Genomic DNA, 18,836 nt, shown 5'->3' with positions numbered 1-18,836 from the left:
AAGGAGCTAACATGTCCGGTCTTGAACTCGCAGCACCCGCAGCACCCGCAGCACCCGCAAAAAACCTACCCTCCCTGCGTTTCGAAGGCGGTGAACACACTGCCATCGGCGACGACACACTGTTGCGCTTCGCCAAAGACGCCCCGGCGATTGCCGCCCGACTCGTCGAGCTGCACCTGCCCAACGGCCTGGCGCTGACTTACGGGCAAGTGATTGCCCTGGGCGGTGACTTTTATGGCATCCCCGGCCAACCCATCAGCGATGGCGCCTCGCCTGCCGAACGCGTGCAACGCTTTAACGCCGCATTCAACTCACTGGCAGGACTGCCGGCGTCACGGGAGGAAGCACACAAGATCCTGGCGGTGATGCAAAAGGAGATCAACGCGGTCAACCAGCCGATCAAGGACGGCAAATCCGCCCACGACGCCTACGCTGTGCTCGGAGATACGTTGTCTGAAGAGTGGAACCGCATCACCGGCGGCGGCAGCGCGGTCTCGGCACTGTTCCCCCTGGGCCGTTACTTGAAGCTGGCGGCGGACAACGCCGACCACTTTGGCGAATGGGCGTTGTCGGCTTACCTGGCCGGGCATACGGCGGCGCTGCAACAAGCCGTCATCGCCCATCAAAGCGGCACCGACCAGGCGCTGGAGCTGGCCTACGCGATGAACAGTTTTGCCGATCACTTCTTGACCGATCTGTTTTCCGCCGGCCACCTGCGCGTGCCGCGCAAACAGCTGGCCGCCGTGGTGACGCCTGGGGAGCTGGGCTCGCTGATCAGCCGCTTCATGCACGATGAAGACAGCAAGTTCGGGCTCAAGGTGCGCAATGCAGTCGGTGACGAATGGCATGCCTACGGCGATAAACGCTATTTCGACGCCGGCGACGCGGCCAACCGGGCGCAGGTCAAACGCGCCGTGCAGGCGTCGGCCGATGAGGTCTTCGACGCGTTTATCAGCGGTGTCGCGCCCTCCCCGGCCACCTTCAAGGCGCCGCTGCATGTGCCGGACCTGAATGCAGCACAGAACCCGGCGAATAACTTTTCGCCGCTGTTCAAGATGGAAGGCGACAAGGTGCTGCGACGCAAGGACGTGAATGACCTGAACGACAAACACTGGACTGCTGATTGGTGGGGGTGGAGTACGTACTTGCTGCTGAAGGACTACACACCCAATACGCCGGCTTGAGCCGTACCGTTTGTCGTGACTGTGATTTCTAACAGTTACGCCGATTTTCAACGAGGGCGATAACCCCGCATAGGAGCCAGGCTCTCTGGCTTCTGTGCAAAGGAGCACTCAATCATGGCCATTAAAGCCCCGAGCCTTGTCGGCGGCGACGCTTCTTGCCCGGCTCAAGTGAGCCTGGCAAGCGGCGCACGCATAGAGGTTTCCATCCCCGAGCCCAATGAGGTTTCCGCAAGCGCCCAGGTATCTATCATCGTAGGACGGGACCCCGAGTCCCCGGAAGCCGAAGGGCAGGAAAAGAACGCCGGACAGTACGACCCCAACAAGGAAGATTACGTGAAGGAGTCGAATCTCAAGCTCGATATCGCTGCCGATGACTTGAAGACATTCGTCAACCAAACGGTGCAGGTGCGATACGCGATAAACAGCGAATCGGGAAGGTTCTATTCTAAGCCGTTGATGATAACGGTCTCGCAGTGACACAGCGCTTATCCGCACCGCATCGCTCTCGTCGCAGGCACCAGACCTGCCCTGGGGACGTATCTGGACCGGTATTCACGGCCGTTTGCGCATGCAGATAAAGCAACACTCCACCCTCCAACACTGGCGTGTGAAGACCATGAAATACGAGCTCAATATGCCGGACGGCAAAAAAAAGCAGATCACCTTTGATGGCGTGATTTACAAAGGAGATATTCTCGAATTTGAAGGTGCCGCTACCCAATACGAGGTAGTTAAACGATTCCTCACCGTCCCGTTCGATCTTAACGAGCCCATCACTGATGTGGCACTTGAGGTCGTGACCTACCCTTAACCCCGCTGCGCCTCTGCTTCTTCGTGAGCATGGCGCAGCCGCTCGCGACTGTTGGTCAAATGCAAGCGCATCGCCGCCCGCGCCGCATCCGAATCCTGGCGCGCGATCGCTTCGTAGATTTCTTCGTGCTCGCGGCTCAAGCGTTTCATGTAGTGCTGCTGGTCATCCTGGGCCAGGCGTGCCGAGTTCAGGCGGGTACGCGGAATGATGCTGGTGCCCAGGTGCGTCATGATGTCGGTGAAGTAGCGGTTGCCGGTGGACAGGGCAATCTGCAGGTGGAACTGGAAGTCCGACGCCACCGCATCGCCAGCATGGGCGGCGCTTTCATTCAAGGCGTCGAGGGCGGCACGCATGCCGGCCAGTTGTTCGTCGCTGCGGCGCAGCGCGGCCAGGCCCGCGGATTCCACTTCCAGGCTGATACGCAGTTCCAGGATCGCCAGCACATCGCGCAGGGTCACGATGGTGGCCGGGTCAATGCGGAAACCGCTGGGGCTTGGCGTATCCAAGACAAAAGTGCCGATACCGTGGCGGGTTTCCACTTGCCCCGCCGCCTGCAAGCGCGAGATGGCTTCACGCACCACCGTGCGGCTGACGCCATGGGCGTCCATGATCGCCGATTCGGTAGGCAGTTTGTCGCCACGCTTGAGTTGGCCGTCGCGGATCTGCTCGGACAACACCGTGACCAATTCCTGGGCAAGGCTGCGGCGCTTGCGGGGAAGACGAGGGGCGGTGTTGGTGTTTTCCATGTTGGGTCATCTTTCTTGGTGAACTGAACAGGCATCATAGCCCATGGCGGTTGTACGATCACCGTTCCAGGCATGACTTTCATCTACAACGGCCAGGCAAAAAAATGGTTCTTCACGGATTGCCGGGAAAGACGCTCTTGATCTTCATGAAAAAGAATTCGCTGTCCCGGTAACCGTACGCCATTCGTTTGATGACCTTTATTCGATTGTTTATTCCTTCCAACTGACCAGTGTGCATTGGCCAGCGTACCCGGCTCACGATGCCCCGCCAGTAGCCCTTTAGTCGCTTTGCGAACTGGATCAGTGCGGGTATTTCGCTTTCTTGAGCGTGACGCAGCCACTGCTTCCAGGCTGATCTCCAGTCCCAGGCATCGCTCGGCGCCCAGAGCATTTTGAGCTCGGCCTTCATCAAGTAGACCGTCATTAACGATTGGTTAGCGGCCAGCAGATCCTGTAAATGAACCTGCTGTTCCGGCTTTTTCAGGTTCTCCGGGTTACGCAATAGCAACCATCGCGCTTGCTTTATGATCTTTCGAGCGGGCTTGTCATGGCGCAATCGGTTCGCCTCGTCAACGCGAACACGATCAATCACTTCTCGGCCATATTTGGCGACCACATGGAAAAGGTCATAAATCACTCGTGCTTTTGGGCAGTGTTGGCGAACCTCCAGGTCATAAGCCGTGTTCATGTCCATCGCTACCGCTTCAATTCGGGCGCACCCTTCTGGCCCCAGCTCTTCGAAAAACGGTCTGACTGCCGCTCGGCTACGGCCTTCGCCGATCCAAAGCACTCGCCGAGTATCAGCGTCCAACACCACGCTGGCGTAGCGATGACCTTTGAATAACGCGAACTCGTCCATTATCAAGCGCCGTGGTTGGGCCTTGGGTAAGGCACTCAACGCCGCTTGCAGAGCGCGCCGCTCCAGCAACCGAACGGTGTCCCAGTGCAGCCCGAACATTTGCGCAACATGCAGTGTAGGAAGGCGTTCGCAGGCTTGAATAACGGCCTCTGCCAGCCGGCGCGTCATGCGGGCATAGCGATCCAGCCAACTGACGACCTCCATGCGCTTGCCACAATCACGGCAACTAACACGCCTGAGCTGCACGTTGAGGCGGACTGCGCGACCGAGAATCGGCAAGTCACGCACGACTCGATCGCAGTACTCATGAGTTGTTGAACAGAGCTTTTGGCAGCCACCACAGGTGGGAAATCGCGTGGCCTGGGGGATCAGATCGATTTGAAGGGCATCGCCGTCAGGTTTGATCGCAACGACAGAAAAGCCCTCCCAAAAAGGAAGGAAAGTATTAATATTGCGCATAAGAACGCCGGTTTTTTAGATGTGTTTGCTCGCACGAACATCATCCATCAAATCGGCGTTCTTGTTTCTGTGTTTCCCGGGATTCCGTGAAGAACCAAAAAAATGCCCCGGCAACCGCCGAGGCATTTTTCAGCCGCGCCCGAAGGCAAAAGCCGCTTACTTCACCACTTTCAGACTCGGCCGGCCGCTTGGACGCGGTGGCTCGGTATCCGGTGGCGGCACATCATCGCCATCTTCCCCGTCGATCGCTTCGTCATCCTCGAAAGGCGACTCCAGATCGAACACCATGCCTTGGCCATTTTCCCGGGCGTAGATCCCGAGGATGGCGCCAATCGGCACGTACAGCGTATGCGGCACACCGCCGAAACGCCCTTCGAAGCTGACTGCCTCGTTGTCCATGTGCAGGTGGCGCACTGCGCTGGGCGATACGTTCAGCACAATCTGCCCGTCGCTGGCAAAACCCTGCGGAACCTGAACCGCAGGAAACTCGGAATTGACCAGCATGTGCGGGGTGCAATCGTTGTCCACAATCCACTCATAGAGCGCGCGAACCAGGTAGGGTCGACTGGAGTTCATCAACGGCTCCTTAAGCCTTAGCGCATATCGCGTTCGACACCAGACAGACTCGCCTGGAAAGCCTCACGCGCAAACTGGCGCTCCATGTAATCAAGCAGCGGCTTGGCCGGCCGCGGCAGTTCAATGCCCATAATCGGCAAGCGCCAGAGTATGGGTAATAGGCAGCAATCCACCAGGCTTTGTTCCTCACTGAGGAAAAAAGGCTTGTCGGCGAACAATGGCGAAACGCCCGTCAGGCTCTCGCGCAATTCCTTGCGCGCCACGACACGGGCCGCCTCTTTGCTGCGCGAATCCAGAATCAAATCCACCAGCCCGCACCAGTCGCGCTGAATCCGATGGATCAGCAGGCGGCTGTTGGCACGCGCCACCGGGTACACCGGCAGCAAAGGCGGATGCGGGTAACGCTCATCCAGATATTCCATCACCACGGTTGACTCCCACAACGCCAGGTCACGATCGACCAGGGTGGGCAAGCTGCCGTAAGGGTTCACTTCGATCAGCTTCGGCGGGTGACGACCCACCTCCACACTGATGATCTCGGCGCTGACACCCTTCTCTGCGAGCACGATGCGTACTCGGTGGGAATAGTGGTCGGCGGGGTCGGAGTAACAGGCCAACCGATTGGTCACGCCCATGGCGGTCCTCCTCGCTTGTTGAAATTATCGAAAGCTCAAAAACGAGCGCGCCCAGAGAGCATCTCAGTAGTACCTGATGACCAGGTCGCTACGGGTTAGAGATGCCGCTGGGCGCGCAAGATTAACAGCAATTGCTTACGGTTGGATCAATGCACATCCTTCCAGTATTCGCGCTTGAGCAGATAAGCGAATACGAAGAAGAAAGCCAGGTACAGCAAGACATACGTACCAATGCGCTGGTGCTGCAGTTTGACCGGGTTGGCCGAGTAGGCCAGGAAGGTCACGAGATTCTTGACCTTCTCGTCGAACTGCTCTTCGTTCAGCGCGCCGGACTTGGGCACGATGGTCAGTTGATCGCACGCTTCATGTGTCAGCGGCGTGCCGGTCAACGGGTCAAATTGCTTCTTGCCGCCCTCGACTACCTGAACCTGCTTGCATCCTATCACTTGGCGACCCTGCAGGCCGACCAGAACGTTAGGCATACCGACGTTCGGGAACACCACGTTGTTCACGCCCCATGGACGCGCAGGGTCTTCGTAGAAGGATTTCAGGTAGCCGTAGAGCCAATCGGTACCGCGAACCCGCGCCACCAAAGTCAGGTCGGGCGGCGCAGCGCCGAACCAGTTCTTGGCGTCCGCTGGCTGCATGCCGATATTCATGTGGTCGCCAATCTTGGCGCCGGTGAACACCAGCTTGTCGAGCATCACCTCGTGCGGGATGCCCAGGTCATCGGCAACACGCTCGTAACGCTGGAACTTGGCGCTGTGGCAACCCATGCAATAGTTGGCGAACGTGCGTGCGCCGTCCTGCATGGCCGCTTTGTCAGACACGTCGATAGCGACTTTTTCCAACTCAGGGCCTTGCTCGGCAGCGAAGGACAGTAGCGGCAGCGCCGCAAGCATCAATGCAACGAATAATTTTTTCATCAGCCAGTCACCCTTTCCGGAACCGGTTTGGTCTTCTCTAGCCGGGTATAGAACGGCATCAGAATGAAGTAGGCGAAGTACAGGAAGGTGCAGACCTGCGACAGCAACGTGCGCTCAGGGGTTGGCGCCAGGACGCCCAGCACACCCAGGATCACGAACGCAATGCAGAACACCCACAGCCAGATCTTGCTCAGCCAGCCCTTGTAGCGCATGGACTTGACCGGGCTTCGGTCGAGCCAAGGCAGCACGAACAGCACCGCGATGGCCGCACCCATGGCGATTACGCCCATGAGCTTGTCGGGGATCGCCCGCAAGATCGCGTAGAACGGCGTGAAGTACCAGACCGGGGCAATATGCACAGGTGTCTTGAAGGCGTTGGCCTGTTCGAAGTTAGGTTTTTCCAGGAAATAACCACCCATCTCCGGGAAAAAGAACACGATCGAGCAGAACACGAACAGGAACACGACGACACCGACAATGTCTTTCACGGTGTAGTACGGGTGGAACGGGATGCCATCCAGCGGGATGCCGTTCTCGTCCTTGTGCTTCTTGATGTCCACACCGTCGGGGTTGTTGGAACCCACTTCGTGCAGCGCCAGGATGTGCAGCACCACCAGGCCGAGAATCACGATCGGCAAGGCCACTACGTGCAAGGCGAAGAAGCGGTTCAGGGTGATGCCCGAGATCAGGTAGTCACCACGGATCCACTGCGTCAGGTCGTTGCCGATCACCGGGATCGCACCGAACAGCGAGATGATCACCTGGGCGCCCCAGTACGACATCTGGCCCCACGGCAGCAGGTAGCCCATGAAGGCTTCAGCCATCAGCGCCAGGTAGATCAGCATGCCGAACACCCACACCAGCTCACGAGGCTTCTGGTACGAACCGTAGAGCAAACCACGGAACATATGCAGGTAGACCACGATGAAGAACGCCGAGGCGCCGGTGGAGTGCAACAGGCGCAGGATCGAGCCGTACTCGACGTCACGCATGATGTATTCGACGGAAGCGAATGCCTCCTCCGCCGAAGGGGTGTAGCTCATGGTCAGCCAGACGCCGGTGACGATCTGGTTGACCAGCACCAGCAGTGCCAGGGAGCCGAAGAAGTAGAAGAAGTTGAAGTTTTTTGGCGCGTAATACTTGCTGAGATGGTCTTCCCACATTTTGGTGGCGGGGAAGCGCGCATCCACCCAATCCATGAACTTACTCATCACGCGTTCTCCTTGTCGAGGCCAATGACAATGATGTCGTTAGATTCGTAGTTATGCGGAGGCACGGGTAGGTTCAGTGGAGCAGGTTGCGACTTGTAGACGCGTCCGGCCAGGTCGTAGTGCGAACCGTGGCAGGGGCAGAAATAGCCGCCGACCCAATCTTTGCCCAGGTCGACCGGCGCCACTTCAGGGCGGAAAGTAGGTGAGCATCCCAGGTGGGTACACAGCCCGACCAGCAGCAGAATCTCTGGCTTGATCGAACGTGCTTCGTTTTTGGCGTAGGCGGGTTGGTCGGAAAACTCAGATTTGGGGTCAGACAACTGGCCTTCGATCTTTTTCAGATTTCCCAGGATTTCCTCCGTTCGACGAACAATGAAGACCGGCTGACCGCGCCACTCAGCAATCATCTGCTGGCCTGGCTCGATCTTGCTGATATTCACCTTCACCGGTGCACCTGCGGCTTTCGCCTTGGCACTGGGAAACCATGACCCCACGAACGGGACCGCAGCCCCCACCGCTCCTGCAGCACCCACCACGGATGTGGCTGCTACCAAGAAGCGACGCCGGCCTGCATTCACGCCGTCATTGCTCATTCAGTCCTCTCCCATCAGCTTTTTGGCCTGTTAAATCAGGCGTCTACTAAGTATTAAATCTGAACTTATAAAAATTTTGCCGAATGGTAATGAAAAGCCCCACCCCTGACAAGGGAATTACCCGGAGCTCCAGCTCCAAGCCTTGTAGTATAGGGGGTCTACGGCTGTGGCAAGTTGTCACGCCGAAATTTATGCATAAATAGCAGGCAATAAAAAACGCCCAGCTCCGTAAGGAGGCTGGGCGTTTTTGTGCAACGTAAAGCGAATTAACGCTTCGAGTACTGCGGACGCTTACGCGCTTTACGCAGACCGACTTTCTTACGTTCAACTTCACGAGCATCACGAGTCACGAAGCCAGCTTTGCGCAGAGCGCCACGCAGGGTTTCGTCGTACTGCATCAGAGCGCGAGTGATACCGTGGCGGATTGCGCCAGCTTGACCACTTACACCGCCACCGATAACGGTGACGTAGATGTCGAACTTTTCAACAGTCTCGGTCAACTCCAGCGGCTGACGAACTACCATGCGGGCAGTTTCGCGGCCGAAGAAGTTGTCCAGAGTGCGGTTGTTGATCGAGATGTTACCAGTGCCCGGACGCAGGAAAACGCGTGCGGTTGCGGTTTTGCGACGGCCAGTGCCGTAATTTTGAGTCGCCGACATAATGAACTATTCCGTTAAAACTTCAGTTCTTGGGGCTGCTGAGCAGCATGAGGGTGAGCAGCGCCCGCATAGACTTTCAGCTTGCGAAACATATCGCGACCCAGTGGGCCCTTCGGCAGCATGCCTTTAACCGCGATTTCAATCGGGGCCTCAGGCTTCTTGGCGATCAGACCTTCGAAATTGGAAGACTTGATGCCGCCTGGGAAACCGGAGTGACGGTAGTACATTTTGTCTTGCGCTTTGTTGCCGGTAACACGTACCTGCTCAGCGTTGATGATCACGATGTAGTCACCGGTGTCAACGTGAGGGGTGTATTCAGGCTTGTGCTTGCCACGCAGACGGCTGGCGACTTCAGTGGCCAGACGACCCAGAGTCTGACCAGCGGCGTCGACGACAAACCAGTCGCGCTGAACTGTTTCCGGTTTTGCAGTAAAAGTTGTCATTCTTTAATAGCCTCAGGGGCCGCCCTGTAAATTAGACGGCGGATCTTACTGAATAGTGCGTACTTTGACAAGTCAAAGGCAGCCGGATACAGACGCTATCGGGGGCTCGGGTCGGCGCGTCCGTTCAACGGCAAGATTCTTCGGCAGGCGGCGCATCACTTCCACTGCAGAAAGAGGTGGGCAATTATGCAGATTGCGAAAAAAAATTCAACCTGCTTTTATGATTGTTTTCCCCGAAGGAGCACCCGATGGATTATCGACAGCTGGGCCGTACCGATCTGCACGTAAGCGCGATAGCCTTGGGCACCATGACCTGGGGCGAGCAGAACAGCGAGGCAGAGGCCTTCGCGCAGATCGAACGGGCCAAGGCCGCGGGGATCAACTTCCTCGACACGGCGGAAATGTACCCGGTGCCGCCCAAGGCCGACACCTATGCCACCACCGAGCGCTACATCGGGAATTACTTCAAAAGCCGCGGCGACCGCGGCGACTGGATTCTCGCCAGCAAGATCGCCGGCCCCGGCAACACCATCGACTATATCCGCGGCGGCCACCTGCGCCACAACCGCCAGCACATCGTCGACGCCCTGGATGCCAGCCTCAAGCGCCTGCAGACCGACTGGATCGACCTCTACCAGTTGCACTGGCCGGAGCGCAGCACCAACTTCTTCGGCCAGCTGGGCTACAAGCACAAGGACGAAGACGACCTGACGCCGCTGGAGGAAACCCTCGAAGCGCTGGACGCGCAGGTGAAGGCCGGCAAGATCCGCCACATCGGCCTGTCCAACGAAACGCCGTGGGGCACCATGAAGTTCCTCGCCCTGGCCGAAGCCCGCGGCTGGACCCGCGCGGTGTCGATCCAGAACCCCTACAACCTGCTCAACCGCAGCTTTGAAGTGGGCCTGGCGGAAATCGCCATTCGCGAACAGTGCGGTCTGCTGGCTTATTCGCCCCTGGCATTCGGCATGCTCAGCGGCAAATACGAAGGCGGTGCGCGCCCGGCAAAAGCCCGCCTGACCGAATACAGCCGCTTCAGCCGCTATTTCAACCCGCAGTCGGAAGCAGCGTGCAGCCGTTATGTGGCCCTGGCCCGCGAACACGGCCTGGACCCGGCGCAGATGGCGTTGGCGTTCGTCACGCAGCAGCCGTTCGTGACCAGCAACATCATTGGTGCGACGAGCCTGGAGCAACTGGACAGCAACCTTGCCAGCGCTGACCTGAAACTGTCGAAAGAGGTGCTGGAGGGGATTGAGGCGATTCAGAAGGATCATCCTAATCCAGCACCTTGATTGATCTCTAGACCGCTATCGGGGGCAAGCCCCCTCCCACACTTAGCCGTGTGAACCCAGTAAAACGTGGGAGGGGGCTTGCCCCCGATGAGGCCCTCAGCCACACCATCGAAATCAAAGCGCCCGCGCAATAATCTCCTTCATGATCTCATTGGTCCCCGCATAAATCCGCTGCACCCGCGCATCCGCCCAGGCGCGGGCGATCGGGTATTCCCACATGAAGCCGTAGCCGCCGTGCAATTGCACACACTCGTCGAGCACCTTGCATTGCAGGTCCGTGGCCCAGTACTTGGCCATCGCGGCGGTGGGCACGTCGAGCTTGCCCTCCAGGTGCAACGCCAGGCATTTATCGACGAACACGCGGCCGATCTGGATCTCGGTGGCCATCTCCGCCAGTTTGAAGCGGGTGTTCTGGAAGTCGGCAATCGCCTTGCCGAAGGCCTTGCGCTCACGGGTGTAATCGAGGGTCCATTGCAGCGCCGCTTCGGCTGACGCCAGCGCGCCAATCGCCACGGTCAAGCGCTCCTGCGGCAGCTCCTGCATCAAGTAGGCGAAGCCCATGCCCGCCTGGCCCAGCAGGTTTTCCTTGGGCACACGGACATCCTGGAAGAACAGCTCCGAGGTGTCCTGAGCCTTCATGCCGACCTTTTCCAGGCGCTTGCCCTTGTCGAAGCCCGGCGTAGCGGCCTCCACCAGGAACAGGCTGGTGCCCTTGGCGCCGGCCTTGGGGTCGGTCTTGGCGACCACGATCACCAGATCGGCGAGAAAGCCGTTGGTGATGAAGGTCTTGGAGCCGTTGATCACATACTCATCGCCGTCCAGCACCGCCGTGGTCTTGACCCCTTGCAGGTCGGACCCGGCGCCCGGCTCGGTCATGGCGATGGCCGTGACCTTCTCGCCGGAGATCAATTGGGGCAGGTATTGGTGCTTCAGCGCTTCACTGCCGTAATGCAGGATGTACGGCGCGACAATGTCCGAATGCAGGGAGAAGCCGATGCCGGTCAGGCCCAGGCGGCTGATCTCTTCGATCACCACCGCGCTGTAGAGAAAGTCCGCGCCCAGGCCGCCGTACTCCTCCGGCAGATGGGAACACAACATCCCCGCCTCGCCGGCCTTGTTCCACAGCGCACGGTCGATATAGCCCTGCTTCTCCCATTGCGCATGGAACGGCGCAGCGTCTTTTTCAAGGAAGGTACGCACGCTCTGGCGGAAGAGTTCGTGTTCCGGGCTGAACAACGTTCTGGGGATCATGAGGTCACCTGCGTGGATTGTCGGACAAAGACGAACCACAGAGCCTATGCCGCGAAGGCGTCACAGGACACTGGACACATGCGACAAAAAATAAGACGATCCAGCCGTCTGGTGACCACTTTCCCCTATAAGAATAAATGAAATTATGTCTAACCAAATCTCCACGCCCTTGCGGCGCGTCAGCATTTTGGCCATTGATCGGGTGTTCGCTTCCACCCTCATGCAAGCCAAGGATTTCTTCCACCTCGCCAGCCTGCGTTACGGCAAACAACAAGGCCTGGGCCTGACTCCCGCGTTCGAAACGCGCCTGGTCAGCCCCGACGGGCAATCGGTGCGCAGCTTCAGTGATGTAATCATGCCGGTGGACGGCGGCCTGGAAGACGCCGACATCATCGTGTTGCCGGCCTTCTGGGATGACTTCGATACCCTGAGTACACGCTACCCGCAAGTGCTGCCGTGGCTGCGCGAACAGCACGCCCGCGGCGCAGTGCTCTGCGGCGAAGCGACCGGGGTGTTCTGGCTGGCCGAAGCCGGGCTGCTCGATGGCAAGGAGGCGACCACCTACTGGCGTTTCTTCACTGCCTTCAGCGAGCGCTTCCCCAAGGTCCAGCTCAACCAGGACAAGCACCTGACCGACGCCGACAACCTGTACTGCGCCGGCGGCACCACCTCGGCCTGCGACCTCTATATCTATCTGATCGAACGCTTCTGCGGCGCCAACATCGCCCAGGCCGTGGCCCGCGATATTCTTTACGAAGTGCAGCGCAACTATTCGCCGGGACGGATCGGTTTCGGCGGGCAGAAGCTGCACCAGGATGTGATCATCCTGCAGATCCAGCACTGGCTCGAAGAGCATTTCGCCGACAAGTTCCGCTTCGAGGACGTGGCCCGGGAGCACGGCATGAGCATCCGCAACTTCATGCGCCGCTTCCAGACCGCCACCGGCGACAAGCCGCTGCATTACCTGCAACGCTTGCGCATCGAGACGGCGAAAGGGCTGCTCTCGGGCAGCCGCAAGAGCATCAAGACCATCAGTTATGAGGTGGGCTACGACGATGCGAGCTTCTTTGCGCGGCTGTTCAGGCAGCACACCGAGCTGTCACCGAACCAGTACCGCCAGCAGTTCCAGCAAGCCGCATAAACAGGGCTGTACAGAGACAAAATGTGGGAGGGAGCTTGCTCCCGATAGCGGTGTATCAGTCAGTACATCTGGCACTGATACACCGCTATCGGGGGCAAGCCCCCTCCCACACTTTTTACTGTGTCGTGCTTAGGGTTTGTGCGCCCGCGACAGGAACTCGTGGGATTGCATCTCCAGCAGGCGGCTCAGGGTGCGCTGGAATTCGAAGTTCAAGCGACCGCCGGTGTAGAGATCCTTGAGCTCGACTTCCGCCGAGATGATCAACTTGACGTTGCGGTCGTAGAACTCGTCGACCATGTTGATAAAGCGGCGCGCGATGTCGTCGGTGCTGACGCTCATCTGCTCCACGCCACTGAGGATCACGGCGTGGAAGATCTTGCCCAGTTCGATGTAGTCGTTCTGGCTGCGCGGGCCGTCGCACAGTTCGCGGAAGTCGAACCAGGCCACGTCATCGCAGGTACGCAGCGCGATGATTTGGCGGTTTTCGATGATCAACTTGTCGTTTTCCACCGCATGGGTGCATTCCGGCGTGAGGGCGCGGAAGCTTTTGCGCAGGCTATCTTGCGCCGCGTCGTTGAGCGGAAAGTGGAACAACTCCGCTTGCTCCAGGTGCCGCAGGCGGTAATCGACGCCGCTGTCGACGTTGACGATCTCGGTGTTCTGCTTGATCAGCGCAATGGCCGGCAGGAAGCGCGCGCGTTGCAGGCCGTCCTTGTACAGGCCATCGGGCACGATGTTCGAGGTGGCGACCAGGGTCACGCCGTTCTTGAACAGCTCTTCCATCAGGGTGCCAAGGATCATGGCGTCGGTGATGTCGGAGACGAAGAACTCATCGAAGCAGATCACCCGCGCCTCTGCGGAGAACCGCTTGGCGATGATGGTCAACGGGTTTTTCTCGCCCGGCAGGGTTTTCATCTCTTCATGGACGCGCTTCATGAAGCGGTGGAAGTGCGTGCGGACCTTTTCCTTGAACGGCAGCGCTTCGAAGAAGGTGTCCACCAGGTAGGTCTTGCCGCGACCCACGCCGCCCCAGAAGTACAGGCCCTTGACCGGCGTGCGATCTTTCTTGCCAAACAGCTTGCCGAGCATCCCTGGCTTACTCTGCGAGGCCGCGACCAGGTCTTCGTACAGACGCTGCAAATGACGCACCGCCGTTTCCTGGGCCGCGTCATGGAAGAATTCAGGGCGTTTCAGATCAGCTTGATATCGTTCTAGGGGCGTCATAATTTCGTTAGCAAGGCAACAAAAACGGGCCGTCACTGTAACGACGGCCCCGGATAATGGCAATCAACCCTTGGTCGGGTTAATCCTCGAGGGGGGTCAGCGCGACGCGCAGGGCGGCGATGGCGGCATCGCGCGACGCGGTGTCGGCGAATGGCGCGCTGTCGGCAACCGCAGCGTCGTCCAGCCATACGCTGAAGCTCAGGGCTTCAGGGCGCACGTCCAGCGCGGCGCCGCTTTGCAATTGCTTGGTCACCGCACCAGCTGTTTTACCGTCGGCAAAGTTGCGCGACAACAGCAGTTGCTCGCCATCGGCCGCCAACAGGCGGAAGCGGAAGCTGCCGTCGTCTTCGCGGAAACTCACGAAGCGCGCGGCTTTCGCGGCCTTTTTCTTGGTGCTGACCGGCGCCGCGGCCTGGTTGACGAACGAACGCAGGCCAACGGCCTCACGCAGCTCGGCGAGGAACGGCGCGGCCACGGCGCGGGCTTTTTTGGCGCCGATCAGCAGCAGGTCTTCCATGTCCGCCGGGCGCGACATCAATTGGTGGTAACGCTCACGGGCTTCACCCAGTTGCCCGTCCAGCAGTTGGAACAGACGGTTCTTCGCCTCGCCCCAGCCCAGGCCTTGCAGCAACTCGGCGCGGAATTCCTGTTCCTGGGCCTTGCTGGCAAACGCCTGGTACAGGGTGAACAGGTGCGAATTGTCCGGGTCCTTGGCTTCGCCGGGCGCGCGGGAGTCGGTGACGATCCGCGAGATCGCGTCTTTCATGTCCTTGGCGCTGGTGAACAACGGGATGGTGTTGTCGTAGCTCTTCGACATCTTGCGACCGTCCAGGCCCGGCAAGGTGGCGACGCTTTCTTCGATCACCGCCTCGGGCAGGGTGAAGAACTCTTTACCGTTGCCGAACAGGTGGTTGAAGCGCTGGCCGATGTCGCGGGCCATTTCCACGTGCTGGATCTGGTCGCGCCCCACCGGCACCTTGTGCGCGTTGAACATCAAAATGTCCGCCGCCATCAGCACCGGGTAGCTGTACAGGCCCATGGTGATGCCCGCATCCGGGTCTTCGCCGTTTTCCACGTTCTTGTCCACCGACGCCTTGTAGGCGTGGGCGCGGTTGAGCAGGCCCTTGGCGGCGACGCAGGTCAGCAGCCAGGTCAGCTCGGGGATCTCGGGAATGTCAGACTGGCGATAGAACGTCACTCGGTTCACATCCAGGCCACCGGCCAGCCAGGTCGCGGCGATTTCCATACGCGAGCGCTGGATGCGCTGCGGGTCATCGCATTTGATCAGGGCGTGGTAGTCGGCCAGGAAGTAGAAGGAGTCGGCATTGGCGTCCTGACTGGCAAGGATCGCCGGGCGGATCGCACCGGCGTAGTTGCCCAGGTGCGGCGTGCCGGTGGTGGTGATGCCGGTGAGGATACGGGTACGAGTCGTCATGGGTAATCGCTTATCAGACTGCTATCAATTCGAGAGGCGCGGCAGCACCAGATCCTTGAGATCGGTGAGCTTGCCATGAAAAAAGTGTCCGCATTCTGCCACTTTCAGCAGCTCATGGGGGCGTTTCAGGGCGGCAGACCAGTCGTAGACGCATTGCGGGTCGACCACTTCGTCGGTTTCCGGCTGGATCAGGGTCAGCGGGCAGTTCTGCGGCAGCAGGTCGGCATCGCCCAGGCGCATCACCGCGGCGGCGACCATGAACAGGTGCGCGAGCTTTTCGCCCTTGGCTTCCAGACGACCGCCGAGGCTGGCGGCGACATAGCCACCAAACGAAAAACCGAGCAAGGTGATCGGCAGGTCGGGGTGTTTCTTGCGCAACCAGGTGGCGGCCGCTTCGGCATCGTCCACTTCGCCGCTGGCCATGTCATGGGTGCCGGCGCTGGCACCGACGCCACGGTAATTGAATCGCAAGGTGATCAAACCGGCATCGCGGGCGGTGCGTTGCAGGGTCGAAACAACTTTATTGAGCATGGTCCCACCCTGCACCGGGTTAGGGTGGCAGATCAGCGCCAGGCCACGTGGCGCGGGCTGATCCAGGTACAGGGCTTCCAATTGGCCTACCGGGCCATCGATCAAAACAGGGGTTTCACGCATGAGCAAGGAATGAACTCCGTGACCTCTCAAAGGGTCGACTCGTCTAGCTAAAAGTCTGTGCATGGCATCATTGCGAGCTTAATCGCGGTATACAGCGCAGGTCCGAGCCGTTAACGTAAAGCAAAGCCGTTTATAGAGGAAGGACTCGTGGAACACTCGCTCTTAGTTTGGTTGTTGCCGACTCTTGCCCTGGTTGCCGGTGTCGCCATTGGATTCCTGGTTGCTCGCTTGCTGCCGAATGCCGCGCCTAACCGCACGCAGCGTCAGTTGGATGACATTCAGGAACGTTTTGACAGTTATCAGAACGAGGTTGGTACCCACTTCAACAGCACCGCGACCCTGGTCAAGAAGCTCACCCAGAGCTACCAGGAAGTACAGGATCACCTCGCCGACGGCGCCAACCGCCTGGCGCTCGACGACATCACCCGTCAGCGCCTGCTGGCCGCGCTGCATTCCGATGCACCGCAAACCCCACGGGAACGCCTGACCCCGCCACGGGAAAACCAGGAGCCGCCACGGGACTATGCGCCAAAAACGCCGAACGCCCCTGGCATGCTGGATGAGCATTACGGCTTGAAGAAGTAAGTCTTTTCAGGCGCTGTAAAAAAGCCCGGCTGATCGATGATCAGCCGGGCTTTTTGTTGGGCCTCAATCTCCAGACCAGCGGGGATGCCATTGTGGGAGGGAGCTTGCTCCCGATAGCGGCGGATCAGTTGATATGTGGGCTGACTGACACACTGCTATCGGGAGCAAGCGCCCTCCCACACTGACCGAGTCCGGCCCTCAGGACACGGGTTGTTCTTGCAGGTGGCCGCTTTCGATCCGCACATGCCGCCCATGGAAGCGCTTGAGGCTGCTGCGATGGCCGACGCTGACGATGCTCAGCCCCGGCAGCTCATCGATCAACGCCTGGTACAACGTCGCCTCATCCTCTTCATCCATGGCCGATGTCGCTTCGTCCATGTACAGCCACTGCGGTGCGAACAACAACGCACGGGCAAAGGCCAGGCGCTGCTGCTCGCCGGGCGAGAGCATGCGCTGCCAGTGGTTGGCTTCGTCCAGCCGCGCGACCAGATGCGGCAAGCGGCAGGTTTCCAGGACCTGTGCATAACGTTCGTCCATGTACACGCCGTCGTCCTGTGGATAACTCAACGCGGCCTTCAACGTGCCAATCGGCAGATACGGCTTCTGCGGCAGGAACAGGTAACGCGCCGCTGGCAGGCGGATGCTGCCATGGCCCGCCGGCCACAGCTGGCCCATGGCACGCAGCAACGTACTTTTACCGCTGCCGGAACGCCCGCTGAGCATCAGGCGCTGGCCCGGCTCGACGACCATGTCGGCGCCGGCGAGCAAGTGGCGGCCATCGGCCAGGTCCATGCCAAGCTTCTCTACCACCAGGCGCTCGCCTTCCGGGCGCACGTCGATGGCGGCAGGGCGCTGCTCGTTATCGCTCATGGCCTGCTGGAAACTCAGCAGACGATCACTGGTGGCGCGCCAACTGGCCAGCTCCGTGTACGCGCCGATAAACCAGCTGAAGTTCTCCTGGACGTTGCCGAACGCCGAGTTGATTTGCATCAGCTCGCCCAGCTCGATCTTGCCGGTGAAGTAGCGCGGCGCGGCGACGATGAACGGGAAGATGATTGCGATCTGGCTGTAGCCGGCAGTGAAGAAAGTCAGGCGCTTGGACACTTTCATGATGTCCCAGAAGTTATGCCAGACCCGGCCGAAGCGTTGGCTCAAACGGCGATTTTCGTTGGGCTCGCCGTTGTACAAGGCAATGCTCTCGGCATTCTCGCGCACCCGGACCATCGAGAAGCGCAAATCCGCCTCGAAGCGTTGTTGTTGATTGTTCAGCCCGATCAAGCGACGTCCGATCAGATGCGTCAGCCAACTGCCCACGGCGGCATAGAGCAATGCACACCAGAACATGTAGCCGGGAATGGTGATACCGAACACTTCGATGCTGCCCGACACACCCCACAGGATGATCGAAAACGACACCAGGCTGACCACATTGCGCAGCAGGCCCAGGCCGAGGCTCAAGCTGCTGGAGGTGAAGTTATTGAGGTCTTCGGAGATCCGCTGGTCCGGGTTATCGGTATAACCGCCCTGCTCCAGCTGGTAGTAGTTTTTGTCGCTGAGCCAGCGTGCGAAGTGTTTTTCGGTCAACCAGGCCCGCCAGCGGATGGTCAGCATCTGGGTCAGGTACAAGCGATAAACCGCACCGAGGATGGCCACCGCAGCAATGCCGCCAAAATAGCCGATCAGTTGCCAGAAGGCCGCCGTGTCCTTATGTTCCAGGGCGTTGTAGAAATCCTTGTACCAGTGGTTGATCCACACGGAGATCGCGACGCTGAACAGCGACAAACCAATCACCGCCAACAACAGCAACCACGCCGTGCCCTTTTCTTCACTGCGCCAATAGGGCGTGATCATCGCCCAGGTTCGGCGAAAAAAGTGCCCACGCACCGCGTCGTTGACCGCGGAATACTCAGCGTTCTGATTCATCGTTCAGGCTCTGTAAGAAAATGTAACAGGCGTTTGAACCGATCATAGACGATCAGTTCAGGGTTCCGTCCAGCTTGAAGCAGATTGTTCAGACTTCGTTCAGCGCCATACCGGACGCTTTGCAGCTTGAAGAGTCAATCGAAAGAGTCAGGGCCTACCTCATAGAGTAAAAACACCCACCCAAAACAGGAACCTTCCCGCGACACAAAACCACATAGGTGACTATTGATAC

20 protein-coding genes are annotated in these 18,836 nt (G+C 59.2%); 6 read left to right on the top strand and 14 right to left on the bottom strand.

The features are described 5' to 3' along the window. Positions 1 to 11: 11 nt before the first annotated feature. The 3 genes from INT12_RS07530 to INT12_RS07520 all read left to right on the top strand — a co-directional run bounded on the left by INT12_RS07530 (position 12) and on the right by INT12_RS07520 (position 1,995). Entirely contained in the window at positions 12 to 1,184 is a 1,173-nt protein-coding gene (locus tag INT12_RS07530) for a phospholipase (RefSeq protein WP_193040874.1), read from the top strand. 114 nt (positions 1,185 to 1,298) lie between these two features. After that, positions 1,299 to 1,661: a hypothetical protein gene (locus INT12_RS07525; RefSeq protein ID WP_193040875.1), complete on the top strand. Its 363-nt coding sequence runs from the start codon at positions 1,299 to 1,301 to the stop codon at positions 1,659 to 1,661. Between the two features lie 139 nt (positions 1,662 to 1,800). After that, positions 1,801 to 1,995 (top strand): hypothetical protein, encoded by a 195-nt coding sequence (locus tag INT12_RS07520; protein WP_032804233.1) that lies wholly within the window; start codon positions 1,801 to 1,803, stop codon positions 1,993 to 1,995. Here INT12_RS07520 and INT12_RS07515 read toward each other — a convergent pair. The 9 genes from INT12_RS07515 to rplM all read right to left on the bottom strand — a co-directional run bounded on the left by INT12_RS07515 (position 1,992) and on the right by rplM (position 9,102). After that, on the bottom strand, positions 1,992 to 2,741 hold the full coding sequence (locus INT12_RS07515; protein ID WP_017845418.1) for a FadR/GntR family transcriptional regulator: 750 nt from the start codon (positions 2,739 to 2,741) through the stop codon (positions 1,992 to 1,994). The genes INT12_RS07520 and INT12_RS07515 overlap by 4 nt on opposite strands. A 112-nt stretch (positions 2,742 to 2,853) precedes the next feature. Next, on the bottom strand, positions 2,854 to 4,059 hold the full coding sequence (locus tag INT12_RS07510) for an ISL3 family transposase (protein WP_026139890.1): 1,206 nt from the start codon (positions 4,057 to 4,059) through the stop codon (positions 2,854 to 2,856). 156 nt (positions 4,060 to 4,215) lie between these two features. Next, on the bottom strand, positions 4,216 to 4,635 hold the full coding sequence (locus INT12_RS07505; RefSeq protein ID WP_017845419.1) for a ClpXP protease specificity-enhancing factor: 420 nt from the start codon (positions 4,633 to 4,635) through the stop codon (positions 4,216 to 4,218). Between the two features lie 17 nt (positions 4,636 to 4,652). Further along, positions 4,653 to 5,270: a glutathione S-transferase N-terminal domain-containing protein gene (locus INT12_RS07500; RefSeq protein WP_010568030.1), complete on the bottom strand. Its 618-nt coding sequence runs from the start codon at positions 5,268 to 5,270 to the stop codon at positions 4,653 to 4,655. Between the two features lie 146 nt (positions 5,271 to 5,416). Next, on the bottom strand, positions 5,417 to 6,196 hold the full coding sequence (locus tag INT12_RS07495) for a cytochrome c1 (protein WP_017845420.1): 780 nt from the start codon (positions 6,194 to 6,196) through the stop codon (positions 5,417 to 5,419). Beyond that, on the bottom strand, positions 6,196 to 7,407 hold the full coding sequence (locus tag INT12_RS07490; RefSeq protein WP_017845421.1) for a cytochrome b: 1,212 nt from the start codon (positions 7,405 to 7,407) through the stop codon (positions 6,196 to 6,198). The genes INT12_RS07495 and INT12_RS07490 overlap by 1 nt, the downstream gene beginning before the upstream one ends. Then, positions 7,407 to 8,000, bottom strand: a complete 594-nt coding sequence (gene petA / locus INT12_RS07485; protein ID WP_026139825.1) for a ubiquinol-cytochrome c reductase iron-sulfur subunit — start codon at positions 7,998 to 8,000, stop codon at positions 7,407 to 7,409. Before petA ends, INT12_RS07490 begins: the two co-directional genes overlap by 1 nt. A gap of 266 nt (positions 8,001 to 8,266) precedes the next feature. Continuing rightward, on the bottom strand, positions 8,267 to 8,659 hold the full coding sequence (gene rpsI, locus INT12_RS07480; protein WP_003171743.1) for a 30S ribosomal protein S9: 393 nt from the start codon (positions 8,657 to 8,659) through the stop codon (positions 8,267 to 8,269). A 14-nt stretch (positions 8,660 to 8,673) separates the two neighbouring features. Beyond that, positions 8,674 to 9,102 carry a 50S ribosomal protein L13 gene (rplM, locus tag INT12_RS07475; protein WP_010568039.1) on the bottom strand — a complete coding sequence of 143 codons (429 nt, stop codon included), beginning with the start codon at positions 9,100 to 9,102 and terminating at the stop codon, positions 8,674 to 8,676. A 248-nt stretch (positions 9,103 to 9,350) separates the two neighbouring features. Between rplM and INT12_RS07470 the strand changes: the two genes are divergently transcribed. Continuing rightward, entirely contained in the window at positions 9,351 to 10,391 is a 1,041-nt protein-coding gene (locus INT12_RS07470) for an NADP(H)-dependent aldo-keto reductase (protein WP_046484718.1), read from the top strand. A 114-nt stretch (positions 10,392 to 10,505) separates the two neighbouring features. Here INT12_RS07470 and INT12_RS07465 read toward each other — a convergent pair whose 3' ends face one another. Beyond that, entirely contained in the window at positions 10,506 to 11,642 is a 1,137-nt protein-coding gene (locus INT12_RS07465; protein ID WP_017845424.1) for an acyl-CoA dehydrogenase family protein, read from the bottom strand. Positions 11,643 to 11,862: 220 nt separating this feature from the next. On the opposite strand from INT12_RS07465, the gene INT12_RS07460 reads away from it, so the two are divergent. Next, positions 11,863 to 12,783 carry a GlxA family transcriptional regulator gene (locus tag INT12_RS07460; RefSeq protein ID WP_173677803.1) on the top strand — a complete coding sequence of 307 codons (921 nt, stop codon included), beginning with the start codon at positions 11,863 to 11,865 and terminating at the stop codon, positions 12,781 to 12,783. Positions 12,784 to 12,912: 129 nt separating this feature from the next. On the opposite strand, the gene zapE is transcribed toward INT12_RS07460, so the two are convergent. From zapE to INT12_RS07445, 3 genes are all read right to left on the bottom strand, one after another. After that, positions 12,913 to 14,007, bottom strand: coding sequence for a cell division protein ZapE (zapE, locus tag INT12_RS07455; protein ID WP_026139826.1), 1,095 nt, complete (start codon positions 14,005 to 14,007; stop codon positions 12,913 to 12,915). A 79-nt stretch (positions 14,008 to 14,086) separates the two neighbouring features. Further along, complete coding sequence (locus INT12_RS07450) at positions 14,087 to 15,442, bottom strand: tryptophan--tRNA ligase (RefSeq protein ID WP_193040787.1); 1,356 nt, start codon at positions 15,440 to 15,442, stop codon at positions 14,087 to 14,089. 24 nt (positions 15,443 to 15,466) lie between these two features. Beyond that, positions 15,467 to 16,096 carry an alpha/beta hydrolase gene (locus INT12_RS07445; protein ID WP_026139827.1) on the bottom strand — a complete coding sequence of 210 codons (630 nt, stop codon included), beginning with the start codon at positions 16,094 to 16,096 and terminating at the stop codon, positions 15,467 to 15,469. Between the two features lie 147 nt (positions 16,097 to 16,243). On the opposite strand from INT12_RS07445, the gene INT12_RS07440 reads away from it, so the two are divergent. Continuing rightward, a complete protein-coding gene (locus tag INT12_RS07440) occupies positions 16,244 to 16,681 on the top strand; it encodes a YhcB family protein (protein WP_193058805.1) in 438 nt (145 codons plus the stop codon). 198 nt (positions 16,682 to 16,879) lie between these two features. Here the strand turns inward: INT12_RS07440 and INT12_RS07435 are convergent, their stop codons facing one another. Continuing rightward, positions 16,880 to 18,604: an ABC transporter ATP-binding protein/permease gene (locus INT12_RS07435; protein ID WP_017845429.1), complete on the bottom strand. Its 1,725-nt coding sequence runs from the start codon at positions 18,602 to 18,604 to the stop codon at positions 16,880 to 16,882. Positions 18,605 to 18,836 lie beyond the last annotated feature (232 nt).

Origin of the sequence: Pseudomonas sp. K8, assembly GCF_014889455.1 — a bacterium.
Classification (GTDB): Bacteria; Pseudomonadota; Gammaproteobacteria; order Pseudomonadales; family Pseudomonadaceae; genus Aquipseudomonas; species Aquipseudomonas veronii.
The sequence above is the reverse complement of the archived record's forward strand: the minus strand, read 5'-3'. Positions and strand labels throughout refer to the sequence as shown.